Here is a 15,884-nt window from a genome sequence, read left to right as displayed (position 1 = left end):
CTAATTTTGTTGGACATCTTTATCTTAAAGTGAGCCCCGGCTCAGAGGTGCGGTTCATTTTAGTTGCTTGAGTACTTCGTTGCTCAGAAAGAAATTGGTCAATGTGGAAGGCAGTGTACAACAGCTCACCTGTTTCTGCCCTGACACTTCCATTCTCTTGAGTGGATAGCATACTAAATATCTAATGAATTACAGAGTTAATCTCGCCAATATAGCCTAAGGGTTCCTCATTAGCTGTCAGCCCGCACACTTTCATCTTCTTAATAGATAGATGCCAAAGTGATGGCTGGACGTGGAAGGGGCTATTTAGAGGTTTTCATGCCAGAAAATAAACAACTTAACTATGCAGGCTGACATGACAGACTTACTTGGAACGAATGAGTCGGGAAGGATCAAAAAGGGCCGCATTTGCGGCCCTTTTAAAAGGTTTAGTACAAAACCTACTCGTAACTGGCTGGTGATGCCATAGCTGAGCTTGCTCTTGCTGTCGGGGACTTAGAGCCAGAGCCCTGTCCACTGTCGCTCACTTTCTCACGCATGGAGTCTGGCATTGCCAGAACGGTAATGGCGATATCAGCGCTTTCATCAGCAGCTGCTTTTGTCATTGGTGCTTCAGCAACATGCTGATAACGCACACGGACCGATACCGCTGATTCAGTGGCTTTCACTAATGGAGTGGTTTCAACAGCTGCCTCTGCAACTTGTTTAGCAGCAGGCGCTTCAACGGCTTGCTCAGCAGCAGATGCTTCAACGACTGGCTCAGCAGCAGGTGCTTCAACGACTGGCTCAGCAGCAGGTGCTTCAACGACTGGCTCAGCAGCAGGTGCTTCAACAGCTTGCTCAGCAACAGGTGCTTCAACAGCTTGCTCAGCAACAGGTGCTTCTACAACTTGCTCAGCAGCAGGTGCTTCAACAGCTTGCTCAGCAACAGGTGCTTCTACAACTTGCTCAGCAGCAGGTGCTTCAACGACTGGCTCAGCAGCAGGTGCTTCAACGACTGGCTCAGCAGCAGGTGCTTCAACGACTGGCTCAGCAGCAGGTGCTTCAACAGCTTGCTCAGCAGCAGGTGCTTCTACAACTTGCTCAGCAGCAGGTGCTTCTACAACTTGCTCAGCAGCTGGTGTTTCAACGGCTTGCTCAGCAGCTGGTGTTTCAACGGCTTGCTCAGCAGCTGGTGCTTCAACGGCTTGCTCAGCAGCAGGCGCTTCAACGGCTTGCTCAGCAGCTGGTGCTTCAACGGCTTGATCAGCAGCTGGTGCTTCAACGGCTTGCTCAGCAGCTGGTGCCTCTACAGCTTGCTCAACAACAGGCGCTTCCTCTGTTTGCTCAGCCGTAGCATTAAGCTCAGCTTCAAACTCCGCAGCAGCCTGATCCGCGACTGGTACAAATGCAGGTGTTGCATCTTTATTTTCAGTACGTTTGCGTTTCTGGCCAGCAGCTCTCAGGTGACGTGGAGAGCGACGAGAGCGAGTGCGTGGCTGTTCGCGTTGCTCTTTGTCTTCTTCCGCTGTTTCTTCACCTTTTTGGCTGTCCTGAGCTTGGTTCTGAGTGAGTTTTACCTCCTCATCAGCAGGGACATCAGATGCTGCTACTTGAGCTTCCACAGCGTCTTGGGTCACTTCTTTTGCGACAGTTTCTGCTTTTTGCTCCGCAGTTGGCTGTTGTGCTTGTTCAGGTTTTTGCGTTGAATCGTTTACAGTTTCAGCTTCAACTGTTTCATTAGCAGTTTGAGTCGCTTTTGACTCTCCCTCAATGCGCACCTTTTTCTTCAGGTTACGACGTTGGCGACGAGGTTTGTTCGCTTTTTCCTGCGTTGCGTGTTCTGCATTGTCCTGTTTCTGCTCAGAACTTTGCTCTGTAGTTTGCTTCGCTTTGTCAGAATCATTACGACGACGCTGGTTCTGACGACGGCGTTTGTTACGCCCTTCGCTGCGTTCCTGGTTGTCGTTATGCTCTTCTTTACGTGCCTTATTGTCGCTGTTGTCTTGCTCAGCCTTACGATTGTCATTGCGCTCATCGTTGCGGCCGTCATTACGACCATCGTTACGGCGGTCATTTCGGTTACGATTTTTACGACGCTGCTGATTGCGACGACGGTTGTCCTGACGTTGGCGAGGTTGCTGCTTAGGCTGCTCTTCCTCTTTTTGCTCTTCCTCAGTACCAAACAAACCTTTCAGCCATTTGCCAATGCGGCTTAGCAGGCCCGCTTCCTCTTCCACTTTCTTTTGTGTCTGAGGTTGTTTTGTCTCTTGCGCTGGTTGTGGTGCTGGAGCTGTTGGCATGGCTACGCCTTTCAGAACCGGTTCCTCTTTAACCACTGGTGTAGCAATCGGTGTGGCGACAACTTCAACTTCAGGCGTTACAACCTGATCATAGCTGACGCTTTCCGGTACATCATCTTTGCGCAGACGCACAACGTCATAGTGAGGCGTTTCCATGTGCTGGTTAGGAATAATCACAACATCACAGTTGTGGCGTTTTTCGATGCGCTGTACAGCCCGGCGCTTTTCGTTAAGCAGATAAGAGCCCACTTTTACCGGTACTTGTGCATTAACCTGAGCGGTGTTCTCTTTGATGGCCTCTTCTTCGATCAGACGTAAGATGGACAAAGCAATCGATTCGTTTGAACGTATGGTTCCCTGACCATCACAGCGTGGACAGGTATGCTGGCTGGCTTCACCTAATGACGGGCGCAGACGCTGGCGAGACATTTCCAGCAAGCCGAAACGTGAAATCTTGCCGATCTGAACTCGAGCACGATCTGCGCGTACGGCGTCTTTCAGACGGTTTTCCACTTCACGTTGGTGACGAGGAGGCGTCATATCAATGAAATCGATGACTATCAGGCCACCCAGGTCACGTAAACGTAATTGGCGGGCAATTTCGTCTGCGGCTTCTAAGTTGGTATTTAACGCCGTTTCTTCGATATCACCGCCTTTGGTTGCTTTTGACGAGTTGATATCGATAGAGGTCAGTGCTTCCGTTGGGTCGATAACGATAGAACCACCTGAAGGAAGACGTACCTCACGCTGGAAAGCAGATTCTATCTGACTTTCGATTTGATAGTGTGTGAATAACGGAACATCATTTTGATATAACTTAACGCGGTTAATGAAGTCAGGTCTGAAACGCTCGATATGGGCTTTCGCTTCTTCAAATACACGTGCTTTATCAATCAGGATCTCACCGATATCGCGACGTAAGTAATCACGAATAGCGCGGAAAATGACGTTACTTTCCTGATGAATTAAGAATGGAGCCTTACCGCTGTCTGCTGCATTTTGGATCGCTTCCCAGTGCACAAGCAGCGCTTTAAGGTCGTACTCTAACTCTTCAAACGATTTGCCAACACCTGCTGTACGCACGATTAGACCCATACCCTTTGGCAGGTTCAGGCGGCTCAGCGCTTCTTTCAGCTCGATGCGCTCATCACCCTCGATGCGGCGAGAAATACCGCCGGCACGTGGATTATTTGGCATCAGCACTAAGTAACTACCAGCGACACTGATGAAAGTCGTTAGCGCAGCCCCTTTTTGGCCTCGTTCCTCTTTATCGACCTGAACAATGACTTCCTGGCCTTCTTTGATCACATCTTTGATGTTTGGACGACCATTGAAGGTGTAGCCTGACGGGAAGTATGTTTTGGCAATTTCTTTGAGAGGGAGGAAACCGTGGCGCTCAGCACCATAATCGACAAAAGCGGCTTCTAGGGAAGGTTCTATACGAGTGATTTTACCTTTGTAAATGTTGGCTTTTTTTTGTTCATGACCAGGGCTTTCGATATCGAGATCGTACAGACGCTGGCCGTCAACCAGTGCAACGCGCATTTCTTCTTGCTGCGTCGCATTGATCAGCATACGTTTCATATTTTTACTCTACTTAATTTTTTACACTTTGCCTGTGCACCTTAGTTCAGGTGTTTAGTGTTCCTATTTTTATAATGCAGTCTCACGACTGGGAGACGGGAACAATCATTTACTTCCGCATATAACGCTTATGCCACACTGCTTTTAAGTGGCGGGTTACAGAGTGTTTCACTCGGCTTACGGATGTCGCACGGGTCTAAACCTAACCCGACTAATCTACACAAGACATTAATAATTATTGCTTTTAATTTCGGTTATTTAGCTGTGTTTAATCAATACAATGAACTATTACACGCTTCATTTAAGATTAAACGCACGTATTTGTCACTGGGTCGGGTCGATAAAGCTGTGGAAATCTCAGCTCTAATCTGTATGATCCTCCACCCAAGATGTGCATCACAGCGGCATCAATGCGATAAAAAGCACGCTCGCAAAGATAGGCGGGCCGATTATCCCACTAATACCCGCGTGATAGCAACTAAATTATTACTCAATTCAGTGATTAGGCAATGTCAGAAAAAACCGGCTTAAAGGTAAGTTTTGTAACCATAACAGAAGACCAACTCGGTCAGCGTATAGATAACTTTTTGCTTACCCATCTCAAAGGGGTCCCGAAAAGCGCAATCTACAAAATTCTTCGCAAAGGGGAGGTCAGGGTTAACAAAAAGCGAGTCAAGCCGGTTTATAAACTACAACTGAATGATGAAGTGCGCATTCCACCGGTTAAAGTAGCGGAAAAGTCCGAGTTTGTACCAAAGAACTTGGACAAGGTCGCTGGGTTAGAGGACGCCATTCTTTATGAAGATAAGTATCTGATAGTTATGAATAAGCCTTCCGGCATGGCGGTTCATGGTGGCAGTGGTTTGAGCTATGGGCTGATAGAGGCCATCCGAGCATTGCGTCCGGATGAAAGAAACTTAGAGTTGGTGCACCGACTCGATCGCGATACTTCTGGTTGTCTGTTGATTTCAAAACGCCGGGCAATTCTAAAAGGATTGCACGAACAGCTCAGAGAAAAAACCATGGAAAAGAATTACTGGGCACTGGTCTGTGGTGAGTGGTCTGCTAAACATAAAAATGTCACCGAGCCACTGCGGAAAAATACGTTGCAATCTGGTGAGCGGGTGGTACGCGTAGATCATGAAGAAGGAAAAGCCTCTCATACCCGCTTTCGTGTGTTAGAGCGTTTTGATGGCGCGACTTTGGTTCAGGCATCGCCGGTAACGGGTCGTACTCACCAGATTAGGGTGCACACGCAATGTAAAGGCCACCCAATTGCCTGTGATGATAAGTATGGTGATCAGGTGTTTGACAGTAAAATGCGGCAGTTGGGCCTGGGTCGATTATTCCTGCATGCCCGGGAGCTGAGGTTTCTTCACCCTAAACACGAAACCACATTGCACGTCGAGGCACCATTGGATAAAGCGCTGGAACATTGCCTGAAAACGCTAAGGGGCAATAATGGCGCGTAAGCTGGTCATTTTTGATTGGGATGGCACGGTAATGGACACTGTGCCTAAAATTGTGAATACCTTACATAAGGTTGCACAATATCATGCACTGCCTCCCATCTCGGATGATGCTGCCAAGTCCATTATTGGCTTGTCACTTGAAACGGCCGTAGCGACCTTGTTTCCCGAACAAAAAGACAAGGCCGTAGAGTTGGCAAAGAGTTATAAACGACTATATAAGGAAGACACAACACCCTTTACTGTGTTTGATGGCGTCGAAACACTGTTGGCTGATCTCAAAGCACAAGGTGTTTTGCTTGCAGTTGCAACGGGAAAAAGCAGGGTGGGGTTAAATAACTTGCTGGCACACAGTGGACTGAGCAATTACTTTTGTCTGACTAAAACGGCAGATGATGCAAAGTCAAAACCGGATCCTGATATGCTGCAGCAGATCCTAACTGAGCTTGCAGTCGATGCCCGCGATGCAATTATGGTCGGTGACACGGGCATTGATATGCAACTGGCCAGCAATGCAAATGTACCGGCTGTCGCTGTGACGTTAGGTGCAGCCAGTGAAGCGCAATTAAAACAGCATGCTCCACTGGCTTTGTGCCATAACTATGCACAGCTGAGTGACTTTTTATTGTCCGAGTACGTCAACGCCGAACTCAGCCAATGATTTAGTCAGCTCAATCAAGGGGAGACCAATCAGGGTATTGGGATCTTCTCCTTCCAATTTATCGAATAGGCAAATGCCCAGCCCTTCACTTTTAAAACTGCCGGCACAATTGAGCGGTTGTTCTTTTGCGACATAGTGTTTTATCTGAGCTTCGCTTAGCGCCCGAAAGTGAACTTTAAATGGTACAACTTTCGTGATGGCTCGTTGTGTTTCAAGTTGATAAACAGAGAGCCCGGTCAGAAACGTCACAACCTGTCCACTGAATTGTTGAAGCTGCTTGTGGGCATTTTCGACAGTATGGGGTTTACCTAGGATCTGTTCGTTAAATAAAGCCACCTGATCCGAACCGATCACCAATCCACTGCTATAATACTGATGCGCTGTTTGCGCTTTGGCTTCACTTAATCGGGCCACCAGTTCGGCTGGCGTTTCTTGTGGGTGTGCCGACTCATCAATGTCAGGTGAAAAACTGTCAAATTGCAGGCATAATTTTGCCAAAATTTGCTGCCTAAATGGTGAGCTGGAGGCTAAGATTAGTGGTGTTTTCATAAGTACCGGGACCGCGTTTGAGTAAATTTCCCATAGGATAATCACAACGCGGCTAAAAACAATATGAAAGTTTAATTTTGCTTTGACTAAAGCAGTAACTATCTATATGATGCAGCCCCTATGCAAAAGGTGAAAATTCCCATCACCATTGATCCTTGCAAAGCGGCACAGCGCCGGGCCAGTTATGACGGTGTGATAGCGCTTGAAGAACTTTCTCGTTTGCAGCAAGTTGTGCAAGATCAAGTAGGTGAAATAGCGGTAACTATTCGTTGCGAAACAGACCAGCAAGGTTTGGTTGTGGTACGTGGAAGCGTACAGGCCAAAGTCACTGTGTTGTGTCAACGTTGTAACGATGAACTAGGGTTGGATTTGGAACAAGACTTTGCGTATTCGCCAGTCGGATTAGGTGCAGAGTCGGACGAACTTCCTGAGTGCTATGATGTTGTGGAGTTGGATGAAGAAGGTGAGATGAATCTCCGGCAAATTGTCGAAGACGAATTGATACTGGCGATCCCCATCGTTCCTAAGCATGAAGAAGGATCTTGTTCTTTTTCTGATAAGCCAGTTAGCTTTGGTGACATAGAAGAACAAGAGAGCAAACCAAATCCATTTGAAATTTTAAAACAACTTAAGAAAGATTCTTAGGAGATAGGCTAATGGCGGTACAAAAAAGTAAAGTGTCACGTTCACGTCGTGGCATGCGTCGTTCACACGATGCTATTAACGGTCCTACACTAACAGTAGATCAAGTTTCTGGTGAGACTCACCGTCGTCACCACGTAACTGCTGACGGTTACTACAAAGGCGAAAAAGTAATTTCTAAGTAAGAGATTGCTTTATGCACGCTGATCTAACCATAGCGTTAGATATGATGGGGGGCGATTACGGCCCCCGTTCATCAATACCCGCCGCAATCGAAGCGGTAGAAAAACACCCCCGTTTGATACTGTTGCTATGTGGCAACCGTACAGTTCTTGAAAGTGCACTGGAAAAAGCCAATGCGCTGTCTCATCCACGTTTAATCATCAAACACTGCGATGAAGTCGTCACCAATACTTGCGAACCTGCTCAGGCGCTGCGTAACAAACGCAACTCTTCTATGCGCGTTGCACTGGATCTCGTGAAAGCCGGACAAGCACAAGCTTGCGTGAGCTCGGGTAATACAGGTGCACTACTCAGCATGGCCCATTATGTATTGAAGATGCTGCCGGGCATCAAACGACCAGCTCTTATTACGTCTGTACCCACAGAAAAGAAACAACCCGTATACCTGTTAGACTTAGGCGCTAATGTTCAGTGCGACCCTGAAACTTTATTACAGTTCTCGATTATGGGATCCATTGTTGCGGGTGCGGCGCTTAAACTGGACAGACCCAAGGTACATTTGCTCAACATTGGACTGGAAGATATCAAAGGGCATGATGGTATCAAGCAAGCTGCTAAATTAATGCAGGACTGTCCAGTCATTAACTATCAGGGTTATTGTGAAGGCAGTGATATATTTTCGGGTAAGTCAGACGTCATTGTCTGTGAAGGGTTTGTTGGCAATGTCGCATTGAAAACCTGTGAAGGAATTGCCAAACTTATCATGTTTAGGTTTACAAAAGCGTTGAAAAAGCACCTTTTTTACCGCTGTCTGGCATTTTTACTTAGACCCGTCATAAAAAAACTGTATAAACGTGTGAACCCCGACCAGTATAATGGCGCAAGTCTGGTAGGATTGCGCGGTATTGTAGTGAAAAGTCACGGAAATGCGTCGAAGAAGGCATTTATGGCTGCTATCGAAGAAGCGGCCAGAGAGATCGACAGACGTATTCCAGATAAGATCCAGGCGACCTTTGAAGAAATGGCGCCGATTGAAGAGACATCTGCCAGATCCTAGTTTCATCCAAATAGTGTTGCTAAGGAAACGGCAGGATATAGAAATCAAAAGAGCACACTATGTCACAAAAGATTGCTTTACTATTCCCAGGCCAGGGCTCTCAGAGCGTTGGTATGCTGGCGGAATTATTAGAAACTTCCCAGGTTGTTCAGGACACGTTTGCAGAAGCCTCTGCAGCACTGGGTTACGACTTAGCTAAATTAGTCGTTGATGGTCCTGAAAGCGAATTGAACGAAACACATCGCACTCAGCCGGCATTGCTGACTGCCAGTGTTGCGATTTTCCGCCAGTGGCAGACTGAACAGGTCGGCGCTGAGCTGGTATTGGCAGGTCACAGCCTGGGTGAATATTCAGCGCTGGTGTGTGCAGGTGTGCTTGATCTGGCCACGGCAGTTAAGTTGGTAGAAAAACGCGGCCTGTACATGCAGCAGGCAGTGCCAGCAGGTACGGGTTCTATGGCGGCAATTATTGGTCTGGACGATGATGTCATCGCGACAATCTGTGCAGAGCAGGCTGATCAGCAAGTGGTAGCTCCTGTTAACTATAATTCACCGGGTCAGGTGGTCATTGCCGGCCATAAAGAAGCGGTTGAGCGTGCATCTGTTGCTTGTAAAGAAGCGGGCGCTAAACGCGCATTGCCATTGGCTGTCAGTGTGCCTTCTCACTGTGCGCTGATGAAGCCGGCTGCGCAGCAACTGGCTGCAGATCTGGCAGAGATTGAGTTCTCTGCGCCGACATTCCCTGTTATCAATAATGTTGATGTCGCACAGCAGCAATGTGGTGAAGCAATTAAAGATGCACTTGTTCGTCAATTATACAGCCCGGTTCGTTGGACCGAGACTGTTCAGCAATTGGCGAAAGAAGGGATCACACAGGCTTACGAATTTGGTCCAGGTAAAGTACTGACCGGTCTGGCCAAGCGAATTGATAAATCTGTAGCGTGCAGCGCCGTCAATGATGCGGCCGCAATCACGTCTGCAAAGTAAATGACGGAATTATATATGACAAACCTATTTGATTTGACAGGTAAAGTTGTACTTGTCACGGGCGCAAGCCGAGGCATTGGTAAAGCAATCGCGAACGCAATGGTTGCACAGGGTGCAAAAGTAGCTGGTACCGCAACAAGTGAGTCAGGTGCAGACAAAATCTCTGAGTACCTGGGTGACAATGGTAAAGGGTACAAACTTAATGTAACCGATGCAGATTCAATTGAAGCAACACTACAGGCGATTAAACAAGACTTGGGTGATGTAGATGTGCTGGTAAACAATGCCGGTATTACCCGTGATAACCTATTGATGCGGATGAAAGATCAAGAGTGGGATGAGATTCTTGATACCAATCTGAGCTCAATTTTCCGATTGTCTAAGGCTGTTTTGCGTCCTATGATGAAGAAAAAATCGGGTCGTATCATCAATATCGGCTCAGTAGTAGGCACTATGGGTAACGCAGGTCAGGCAAACTACGCTGCTGCGAAAGCGGGTGTTATTGGTTTCTCGAAATCGATGGCTCGTGAAGTCGCATCACGGGGTATTACTGTGAATGTGATCGCACCTGGTTTTATCCAAACTGACATGACTGATGAGCTAACTGACGAGCAAAAAGCGGCAACGCTCGCGAACGTGCCGGCAGGACGTCTTGGTAAGCCGGAAGAGATCGCAGCAGCAGCTGTTTACCTCGCATCAGACGCTGGTGCTTATGTTTCAGGCGAAACTTTACACGTAAACGGCGCTATGTACATGGTGTAACAATTGTCAGCGAGATTGAAGTTTTTGTGATCTTGCGGCAATCTTACTTGAAATTGCTAGTAAAATAGGCGATAAAAGTAAAAAATATTTAGTAACAGGTTTGACCAGAAAAAAAAGTCATGGTCAATCCTTGAATCACAGTATGATGCGCCGTAAACTACGCCGCAATCTGAAATTAACGCGATAGCGTTTAAATAAAGGAAAGAAGAATGAGCGACATCCAAGAACGCGTAAAAAAAATCATCGTTGAGCAACTAGGTGTTAAAGAAGAAGAAGTAAAATCAGAAGCGTCTTTCGTAGACGATCTGGGTGCTGATTCTCTTGACACTGTTGAGCTGGTAATGGCTCTTGAAGAAGAGTTCGACACTGAGATCCCTGACGAAGAAGCTGAGAAAATCACTACTGTTCAGGCAGCGATCGACTACGTTACTGCTCACGCTGAGTAATTAACGGCTTTAAATTGGGGCAGCGTTCGCTGCCCTGATTCTTTATACCCCCCATCATTTCGAAAATCCCTTTTGGAGGAAACCGTGGCTAAACGTCGAGTCGTAGTAACTGGCTTAGGTATGTTGACGCCGTTAGGTAATGACGTTGAGTCAACCTGGCAGGGCTTGTTAGAAGGCCGAAGTGGTATTCGCAATATCACGCACTTTGACACTACTCAGTTCGGTACTAAATTTGCGGGTCTGGTCAATGATTTTGACGAGACTCAATTCATGTCAAAGAAAGACGCCAAGAAAATGGACTTGTTCATTCAGTACGGTGTTGCTGCGGGCGTACAGGCGCTTAAAGATTCTGGATTAGAAATCACAGAAGACAATGCCAATCGTGTTGGTGTTGCTGTGGGTTCTGGGATCGGGGGCCTGACACTGATTGAAGAGAACCATGTTAAGTTGCTTAACAGTGGTCCACGAAAGCTGTCTCCATTTTATGTACCTTCGACCATTATCAATATGATATCGGGTCATTTGTCGATTATGCATGGTCTGAGAGGTCCTAATATCTCTATCGTTACGGCATGTACGACAGGTCTGCATAATATTGGTCATGCGGCGCGTATGATTGCCTACGGTGATGCAGATGCTATGGTTGCCGGTGGTGCCGAGAAAGCATCAACGCCAATTGGTATGAGTGGCTTTAGCGCAGCCCGCGCTCTGTCTACACGTAATGACGACCCACAAGCCGCGTCTCGTCCCTGGGATAAAGATCGTGACGGTTTTGTACTGGCTGATGGTGCTGGTGTGATTGTACTGGAAGAGTATGAGCATGCTAAAGCGCGTGGCGCTAAGATTTATGCAGAACTGGTTGGTTTTGGCATGAGTGGTGATGCATACCATATGACATCGCCGCCTGAAGACGGTGCCGGTGCTGCATTGGCGATGGAAAATGCCTTACAAGACGCGGGTGTCAATGCTCAGCAGGTTGGCTACATCAATGCGCATGGTACGTCTACGTCAGCGGGTGACAAAGCTGAAACCTCTGCGGTTAAGTCTGTGTTCGGTGATGCTGCCAAAGATGTGATGGTGAGCTCGTCTAAATCAATGATGGGCCATTTGTTGGGGGCTGCAGGCTCTGTAGAGTCTATTATCAGTATTTTATCACTACAGCACCAAAAAGTGACACCGACTATCAACCTGGACAATCCAGACGAAGGGTGTGACTTAGATTATGTGCCACATACTGCACGTGATGCTAAGTTGGACTATGCGCTATGTAACTCATTTGGGTTCGGCGGAACAAATGGCTCTTTGCTATTTAAGAAAGTCTGATAGTAGATAAATCATAAAAGCCCGGCAGAGCCGGGTTTTTTTATGCCTTTTTGACGTTGTCTCAACAATGAATATGGTACAGTTGGGCTAATATTTTTGAGGTGGTAAAGAGTGATGCAGCAGGTAAACAGCCGGGATCGGGGATTAAATTACGGCGATGGCTTTTTTACAACGGTCAGAGTGTATGAAGGCAAGCTAGACAGGTGGGAAGGACACTTGCAACGTCTAAAGCGGTGTGCAAGCGCGTTGTATTTTCCGGCGCTTGACCTGAATGCGTTGTCAGAACACTGCGAAAGCGTTGCGACGAAGCTAAATGATGGAGTACTCAAGGTGGTGATCACCCGAGGCGAGGGCGGCAGAGGCTATGGATTACCTGACGAACCAAGGCCAACTACTTTGGTCTCTTCATCAGCTTATCCTGCTCACTATGCCGATTGGCGTGAAAACGGCGTGTGTCTTGCCCTGTCTGATGTTCGCCTGGGCCACCAACCTTTGTTAGCCGGGTTGAAAACACTGAATCGCCTTGAGCAGGTCCTCATTAAACAAAATGCCGCTACCAAGCACGCTGATGACGTATTGGTCATGGATTTACAGGGGGAGGTGATTGAAAGCTCCGCCGCGAATATTCTGATTTGTAAAGATAAGCGTTGGTATACCCCGGATTTGTCTCGCTGTGGGATCCAGGGGGTGTTTCTCTCAAGCCTGCAACTGCATAACACCATAGAAACGGATACGTTGGACTTAACTTCTGTATGTGCAGCGGATGCTGTTTATCTGTGTAACAGCCTGATGGGCCTTGTACCTGTGCGTCAGATAGCGCATCAGCAATTTAGTCTGAGTCAGGCACAGGCATTGGCTGCGGAGCTTGTTGTTAAAACATGATGAGAAAACTGATTTTACTTTTGTTGTCTGGCTTGGTCGTTGTTATGCTGACAGTCGCACAGTATGTGTCGCAAGTTAGCGATGCGCCTTTGCTGAGTGATACTCGCTATTTTGAGGTTAAACGGGGTGATACTTTTGCGGCAATTTGTCAGCGCTGGCAAGAAGTGCACTGGATTGAGCGTTGCCTGCCTTACCAAGTTTACGGGAAATTGTTCCCTGAGCGGGTTAACGTTAAAGCGGGTGTTTATGAATTACAAGGCGTGAGCGTGCTGGACGCGCTGTCAAAGTTATCCACCGGTGCACAGGCCGACTTTATGTTCACGATTATAGAGGGGCAAACCTTTAAACAGGTATTGGCAAACCTCAAAGCCGCTCCTTTTATCGATTTTGACCTGACTGACACGGATCTTGCTCTGCACGTTGGGGGAGATGCAGATGAGCTGTTTGGCGCTGTGGACTCTCACCCGGAAGGCTGGCTGTATCCTGAGACCTATCATTATCATGCCCACAATAAAGCGTCCACCTTGCTCAGGCATGCCAGTGAACGTATGCAAGCCCAGCTGGCGGTGGCCTGGCAGCAACGTGCACAGGATCTGCCCATAAGTTCAGCTTATGAAGCATTGATATTGGCGTCCATCATTGAAAAAGAGACGGGTAAAGCACAGGAGCGGCCAGTGATAGCGTCTGTTTTTGTAAACCGTCTGAACCGAAAAATGCGATTGCAAACTGATCCAACAGTGATATATGGTCTGGGTGATAGCTTTGACGGAGACATTAAGCGTCGTCATTTGCGCGAGTATACGCCGTATAATACATACAGAATTAAAGGGTTACCTCCAACGCCTATCGCAATGCCATCATTTGATGCAATTAAAGCGGCAACGCAACCCGCACAGACCGATTATCTTTATTTTGTTTCCAAAGGTGACGGCAGCCACTATTTTTCCAAGTCCTTAAAAGAGCATAACCGGGCGGTACAGCGTTATATATTGAATAAACATAAGGGCTAAGTGCTTGAAAATGAGTGAGTGCCCTTAATCTCTGATCTCAAGCAGCTGTATATTGTAGACAAATATGGTATACCAGCATCACGACACTACACAGAATAAAAAACTGGAGCTCTGAAATGAATAAGTTGAACGCGCTCACGCTCGCTGTAGCGATGGCTCTGTCGGGCTGTGCTCAGGATAGCCGGGTCAATCAGACCGATTCAGCAGCCACTGCCGCTGCACCATTATCCCGTGCCGACATCGACAAGCAAGTTAACGCATATACGCAAACCTTCATTGATCATCAGCCTGCGCTGGCAACCTCGTTAAAGTTGCCTGCTGAGCAATACGGTAGTTATGCCGACAGGTTACCTGATTACTCAGCATCTGGTATGCAGGCACTGCAAATTGATATGAATAACGCCGCGGAAAAGTTACAACGGCTGCAATCACATAACATGAGCGAAGATGATCGCTTGCACCTGCGTGTGAACGAAGTGCTGGCGCGCTACTATGCTGGTGATGCACAATTTAGTGGCGGCTATATCGACACCTGGGGCGGGCACCTCCCATATATCGTTAACCAGCTTTCCGGACCTCTGGTAGACATTCCCAATCTACTCAAAGATCAGCACAGCGTTGAGAACCTGCAGGACGCACAAGATTACCTGAGCAGGCTAGAAGCGTTTGCAACATTGACAGATCAAGTCCGGGATAAATTGGCAGACGATGCGGAAAAAGGCATTATCCTGCCCAAGGTCCTGTTTCCGAATACATTCGGTTACCTGAATAACTTCACCGCACATTCAGGCAAGAAACACCCGTTGGTTACTTCATTCGAGTCCAAGTTATCCAAAGTTAAGTCAATCTCTGAAGCACAAAGAGCCGAGCTTATTAGTGCAGCTACAGTATTAATTGACCAGAAGGTTTATCCAGCATATCGCCGTGTGATTGCTGATCTGGAAGTGTTACAAGCAAAAGCGCCTGAAAAAGTCGGGATCTGGGCTCAGCCAGGCGGGGAAGCTTTCTATCAGCATGAAATTACCTATCTGGCTGACTCAGATCTCAGCGCGCAGCAGATCCATGATATTGGTCTGGCCGAAGTTAAACGGATCACCGAGCGTATGGATCAGATCCTACGCGAAAATGGCTATACTACGGGCTCTGTGGGCGATCGTATGAAGCAGCTCAACGATGAGCCGCGTTTTTTATACGAAGACAGTGATGCTGGAAGAGAAGCCCTGTTAACCTTTTTAAGGGGTGAAATTGAGACCATCAATAAAAAGGCACCGCAATACTTCTCGACATTGCCGCCCCAAAAAGTTGAGGTTCGTCGTATTCCCAAAGAAGTTGAAGCCGGCGCTCCGGGTGGCTATTACAGTGCCCCTTCTTTGGATGGTAGCCGTCCGGGTGTATTTGCCATCAACCTTAAAGACATGAAAGCGGTACCCAGCTTTGGTATGAAAACGTTGACCTATCATGAAGCGGTTCCCGGTCATCACTTCCAGATTGCCCTGAATATGTTGCAAACAGACATAGGTCTGATGCGTCAGAATGCGTCATTCAATGGCTATATTGAGGGCTGGGCTCTGTATTCTGAACTCGTTGCCTACGAAATGGGCATGTACGAAGGCGATCCGTTCGGTGATCTGGGTCGTTTACAGGCTGAAGCCTATCGCGCCGCGCGCCTGGTGGTTGATACGGGTCTGCATTATAAACAGTGGACGCGTCAGCAGGCGATAGAGTATTTCGCGGAGGCAACAGGCTCGGCAATGAGCGATGTGACGTCGGCCATTGACCGCTATATTGCCTGGCCAGGACAGGCGCTTGGTTATAAACTGGGTATGATCAAACTCGTTGAATTACGTGATAAAGCCCGTAAGGCGCTGGGTGATAAGTTTGATGTAAAAGCGTTCCATGATGTCATTTTGCTTAAAGGCGCAAGGCCACTGGCCATTGTAGAAGATGATGTTGACCGCTGGGTGGCATCACAAAGTTAAAGAAAAAGGTGGCGAAGCCACCTTTTTTATTCTTCATTCGGCCTTAACAGGTTGATATCAATTTCATTT

Annotated in this window: 14 protein-coding genes; 12 read left to right on the top strand and 2 right to left on the bottom strand. The window is 47.6% G+C overall.

The genetic code is table 11. From position 1 onward, the window contains the following. Positions 1–440 precede the first annotated feature (440 nt). Positions 441–3,866, bottom strand: coding sequence for a ribonuclease E (gene rne, locus QNM19_RS08785; RefSeq protein WP_284026602.1), 3,426 nt, complete (start codon positions 3,864–3,866; stop codon positions 441–443). 509 nt (positions 3,867–4,375) lie between these two features. Between rne and rluC the strand changes: the two genes are divergently transcribed. Together rluC and QNM19_RS08775 are read left to right on the top strand one after the other, a co-directional pair. After that, positions 4,376–5,338, top strand: coding sequence for a 23S rRNA pseudouridine(955/2504/2580) synthase RluC (gene rluC, locus QNM19_RS08780; RefSeq protein WP_049863250.1), 963 nt, complete (start codon positions 4,376–4,378; stop codon positions 5,336–5,338). Further along, positions 5,328–5,996 carry an HAD-IA family hydrolase gene (locus QNM19_RS08775; RefSeq protein ID WP_049863249.1) on the top strand — a complete coding sequence of 223 codons (669 nt, stop codon included), beginning with the start codon at positions 5,328–5,330 and terminating at the stop codon, positions 5,994–5,996. Before rluC ends, QNM19_RS08775 begins: the two co-directional genes overlap by 11 nt. Here QNM19_RS08775 and QNM19_RS08770 read toward each other — a convergent pair. Further along, positions 5,958–6,545, bottom strand: coding sequence for a Maf family protein (locus QNM19_RS08770; protein WP_049863248.1), 588 nt, complete (start codon positions 6,543–6,545; stop codon positions 5,958–5,960). The genes QNM19_RS08775 and QNM19_RS08770 overlap by 39 nt on opposite strands. 120 nt (positions 6,546–6,665) lie before the next feature. Here QNM19_RS08770 and yceD point away from each other — a divergent pair, with 120 nt between their 5' ends. From yceD to QNM19_RS08720, 10 genes are all read left to right on the top strand, one after another. Further along, positions 6,666–7,190, top strand: coding sequence for a 23S rRNA accumulation protein YceD (gene yceD / locus QNM19_RS08765; RefSeq protein ID WP_049863247.1), 525 nt, complete (start codon positions 6,666–6,668; stop codon positions 7,188–7,190). Between the two features lie 11 nt (positions 7,191–7,201). Then, on the top strand, positions 7,202–7,372 hold the full coding sequence (gene rpmF / locus QNM19_RS08760) for a 50S ribosomal protein L32 (protein ID WP_010382129.1): 171 nt from the start codon (positions 7,202–7,204) through the stop codon (positions 7,370–7,372). 11 nt (positions 7,373–7,383) lie between these two features. Further along, positions 7,384–8,427 carry a phosphate acyltransferase PlsX gene (plsX, locus tag QNM19_RS08755; RefSeq protein WP_049863246.1) on the top strand — a complete coding sequence of 348 codons (1,044 nt, stop codon included), beginning with the start codon at positions 7,384–7,386 and terminating at the stop codon, positions 8,425–8,427. A gap of 59 nt (positions 8,428–8,486) precedes the next feature. Beyond that, entirely contained in the window at positions 8,487–9,413 is a 927-nt protein-coding gene (gene fabD / locus QNM19_RS08750) for an ACP S-malonyltransferase (RefSeq protein ID WP_049863245.1), read from the top strand. Positions 9,414–9,428: 15 nt separating this feature from the next. Next, positions 9,429–10,175 (top strand): 3-oxoacyl-ACP reductase FabG, encoded by a 747-nt coding sequence (gene fabG / locus QNM19_RS08745; RefSeq protein ID WP_049863244.1) that lies wholly within the window; start codon positions 9,429–9,431, stop codon positions 10,173–10,175. Between the two features lie 209 nt (positions 10,176–10,384). Continuing rightward, positions 10,385–10,621, top strand: a complete 237-nt coding sequence (gene acpP, locus QNM19_RS08740) for an acyl carrier protein (RefSeq protein ID WP_010374019.1) — start codon at positions 10,385–10,387, stop codon at positions 10,619–10,621. Positions 10,622–10,705: 84 nt separating this feature from the next. After that, a complete protein-coding gene (gene fabF, locus QNM19_RS08735) occupies positions 10,706–11,944 on the top strand; it encodes a beta-ketoacyl-ACP synthase II (RefSeq protein ID WP_010382118.1) in 1,239 nt (412 codons plus the stop codon). Between the two features lie 114 nt (positions 11,945–12,058). Next, positions 12,059–12,826: an aminodeoxychorismate lyase gene (pabC, locus tag QNM19_RS08730; RefSeq protein ID WP_049863243.1), complete on the top strand. Its 768-nt coding sequence runs from the start codon at positions 12,059–12,061 to the stop codon at positions 12,824–12,826. Then, positions 12,823–13,836 (top strand): endolytic transglycosylase MltG, encoded by a 1,014-nt coding sequence (gene mltG / locus QNM19_RS08725; protein ID WP_156202159.1) that lies wholly within the window; start codon positions 12,823–12,825, stop codon positions 13,834–13,836. The genes pabC and mltG overlap by 4 nt, the downstream gene beginning before the upstream one ends. A gap of 116 nt (positions 13,837–13,952) precedes the next feature. After that, positions 13,953–15,815 carry a DUF885 domain-containing protein gene (locus QNM19_RS08720; protein WP_049863241.1) on the top strand — a complete coding sequence of 621 codons (1,863 nt, stop codon included), beginning with the start codon at positions 13,953–13,955 and terminating at the stop codon, positions 15,813–15,815. Positions 15,816–15,884: the final 69 nt, after the last annotated feature.

Origin of the sequence: Pseudoalteromonas ardens, assembly GCF_030125445.1 — a bacterium.
Lineage (GTDB): Bacteria > Pseudomonadota > Gammaproteobacteria > Enterobacterales > Alteromonadaceae > Pseudoalteromonas > Pseudoalteromonas ardens.
This window is presented reverse-complemented; position numbering and strand designations above follow the sequence as displayed.

Coding starts and splice junctions, on each gene's coding strand:
- rne (WP_284026602.1), bottom strand. CDS start 3,866: ATGAAACGTATGCTGATCAATGCGACGCAGCAAGAAGAAATGCGCGTT.
- rluC (WP_049863250.1), top strand. CDS start 4,376: ATGTCAGAAAAAACCGGCTTAAAGGTAAGTTTTGTAACCATAACAGAA.
- QNM19_RS08775 (WP_049863249.1), top strand. CDS start 5,328: ATGGCGCGTAAGCTGGTCATTTTTGATTGGGATGGCACGGTAATGGAC.
- QNM19_RS08770 (WP_049863248.1), bottom strand. CDS start 6,545: ATGAAAACACCACTAATCTTAGCCTCCAGCTCACCATTTAGGCAGCAA.
- yceD (WP_049863247.1), top strand. CDS start 6,666: ATGCAAAAGGTGAAAATTCCCATCACCATTGATCCTTGCAAAGCGGCA.
- rpmF (WP_010382129.1), top strand. CDS start 7,202: ATGGCGGTACAAAAAAGTAAAGTGTCACGTTCACGTCGTGGCATGCGT.
- plsX (WP_049863246.1), top strand. CDS start 7,384: ATGCACGCTGATCTAACCATAGCGTTAGATATGATGGGGGGCGATTAC.
- fabD (WP_049863245.1), top strand. CDS start 8,487: ATGTCACAAAAGATTGCTTTACTATTCCCAGGCCAGGGCTCTCAGAGC.
- fabG (WP_049863244.1), top strand. CDS start 9,429: ATGACAAACCTATTTGATTTGACAGGTAAAGTTGTACTTGTCACGGGC.
- acpP (WP_010374019.1), top strand. CDS start 10,385: ATGAGCGACATCCAAGAACGCGTAAAAAAAATCATCGTTGAGCAACTA.
- pabC (WP_049863243.1), top strand. CDS start 12,059: ATGCAGCAGGTAAACAGCCGGGATCGGGGATTAAATTACGGCGATGGC.
- mltG (WP_156202159.1), top strand. CDS start 12,823: ATGATGAGAAAACTGATTTTACTTTTGTTGTCTGGCTTGGTCGTTGTT.
- QNM19_RS08720 (WP_049863241.1), top strand. CDS start 13,953: ATGAATAAGTTGAACGCGCTCACGCTCGCTGTAGCGATGGCTCTGTCG.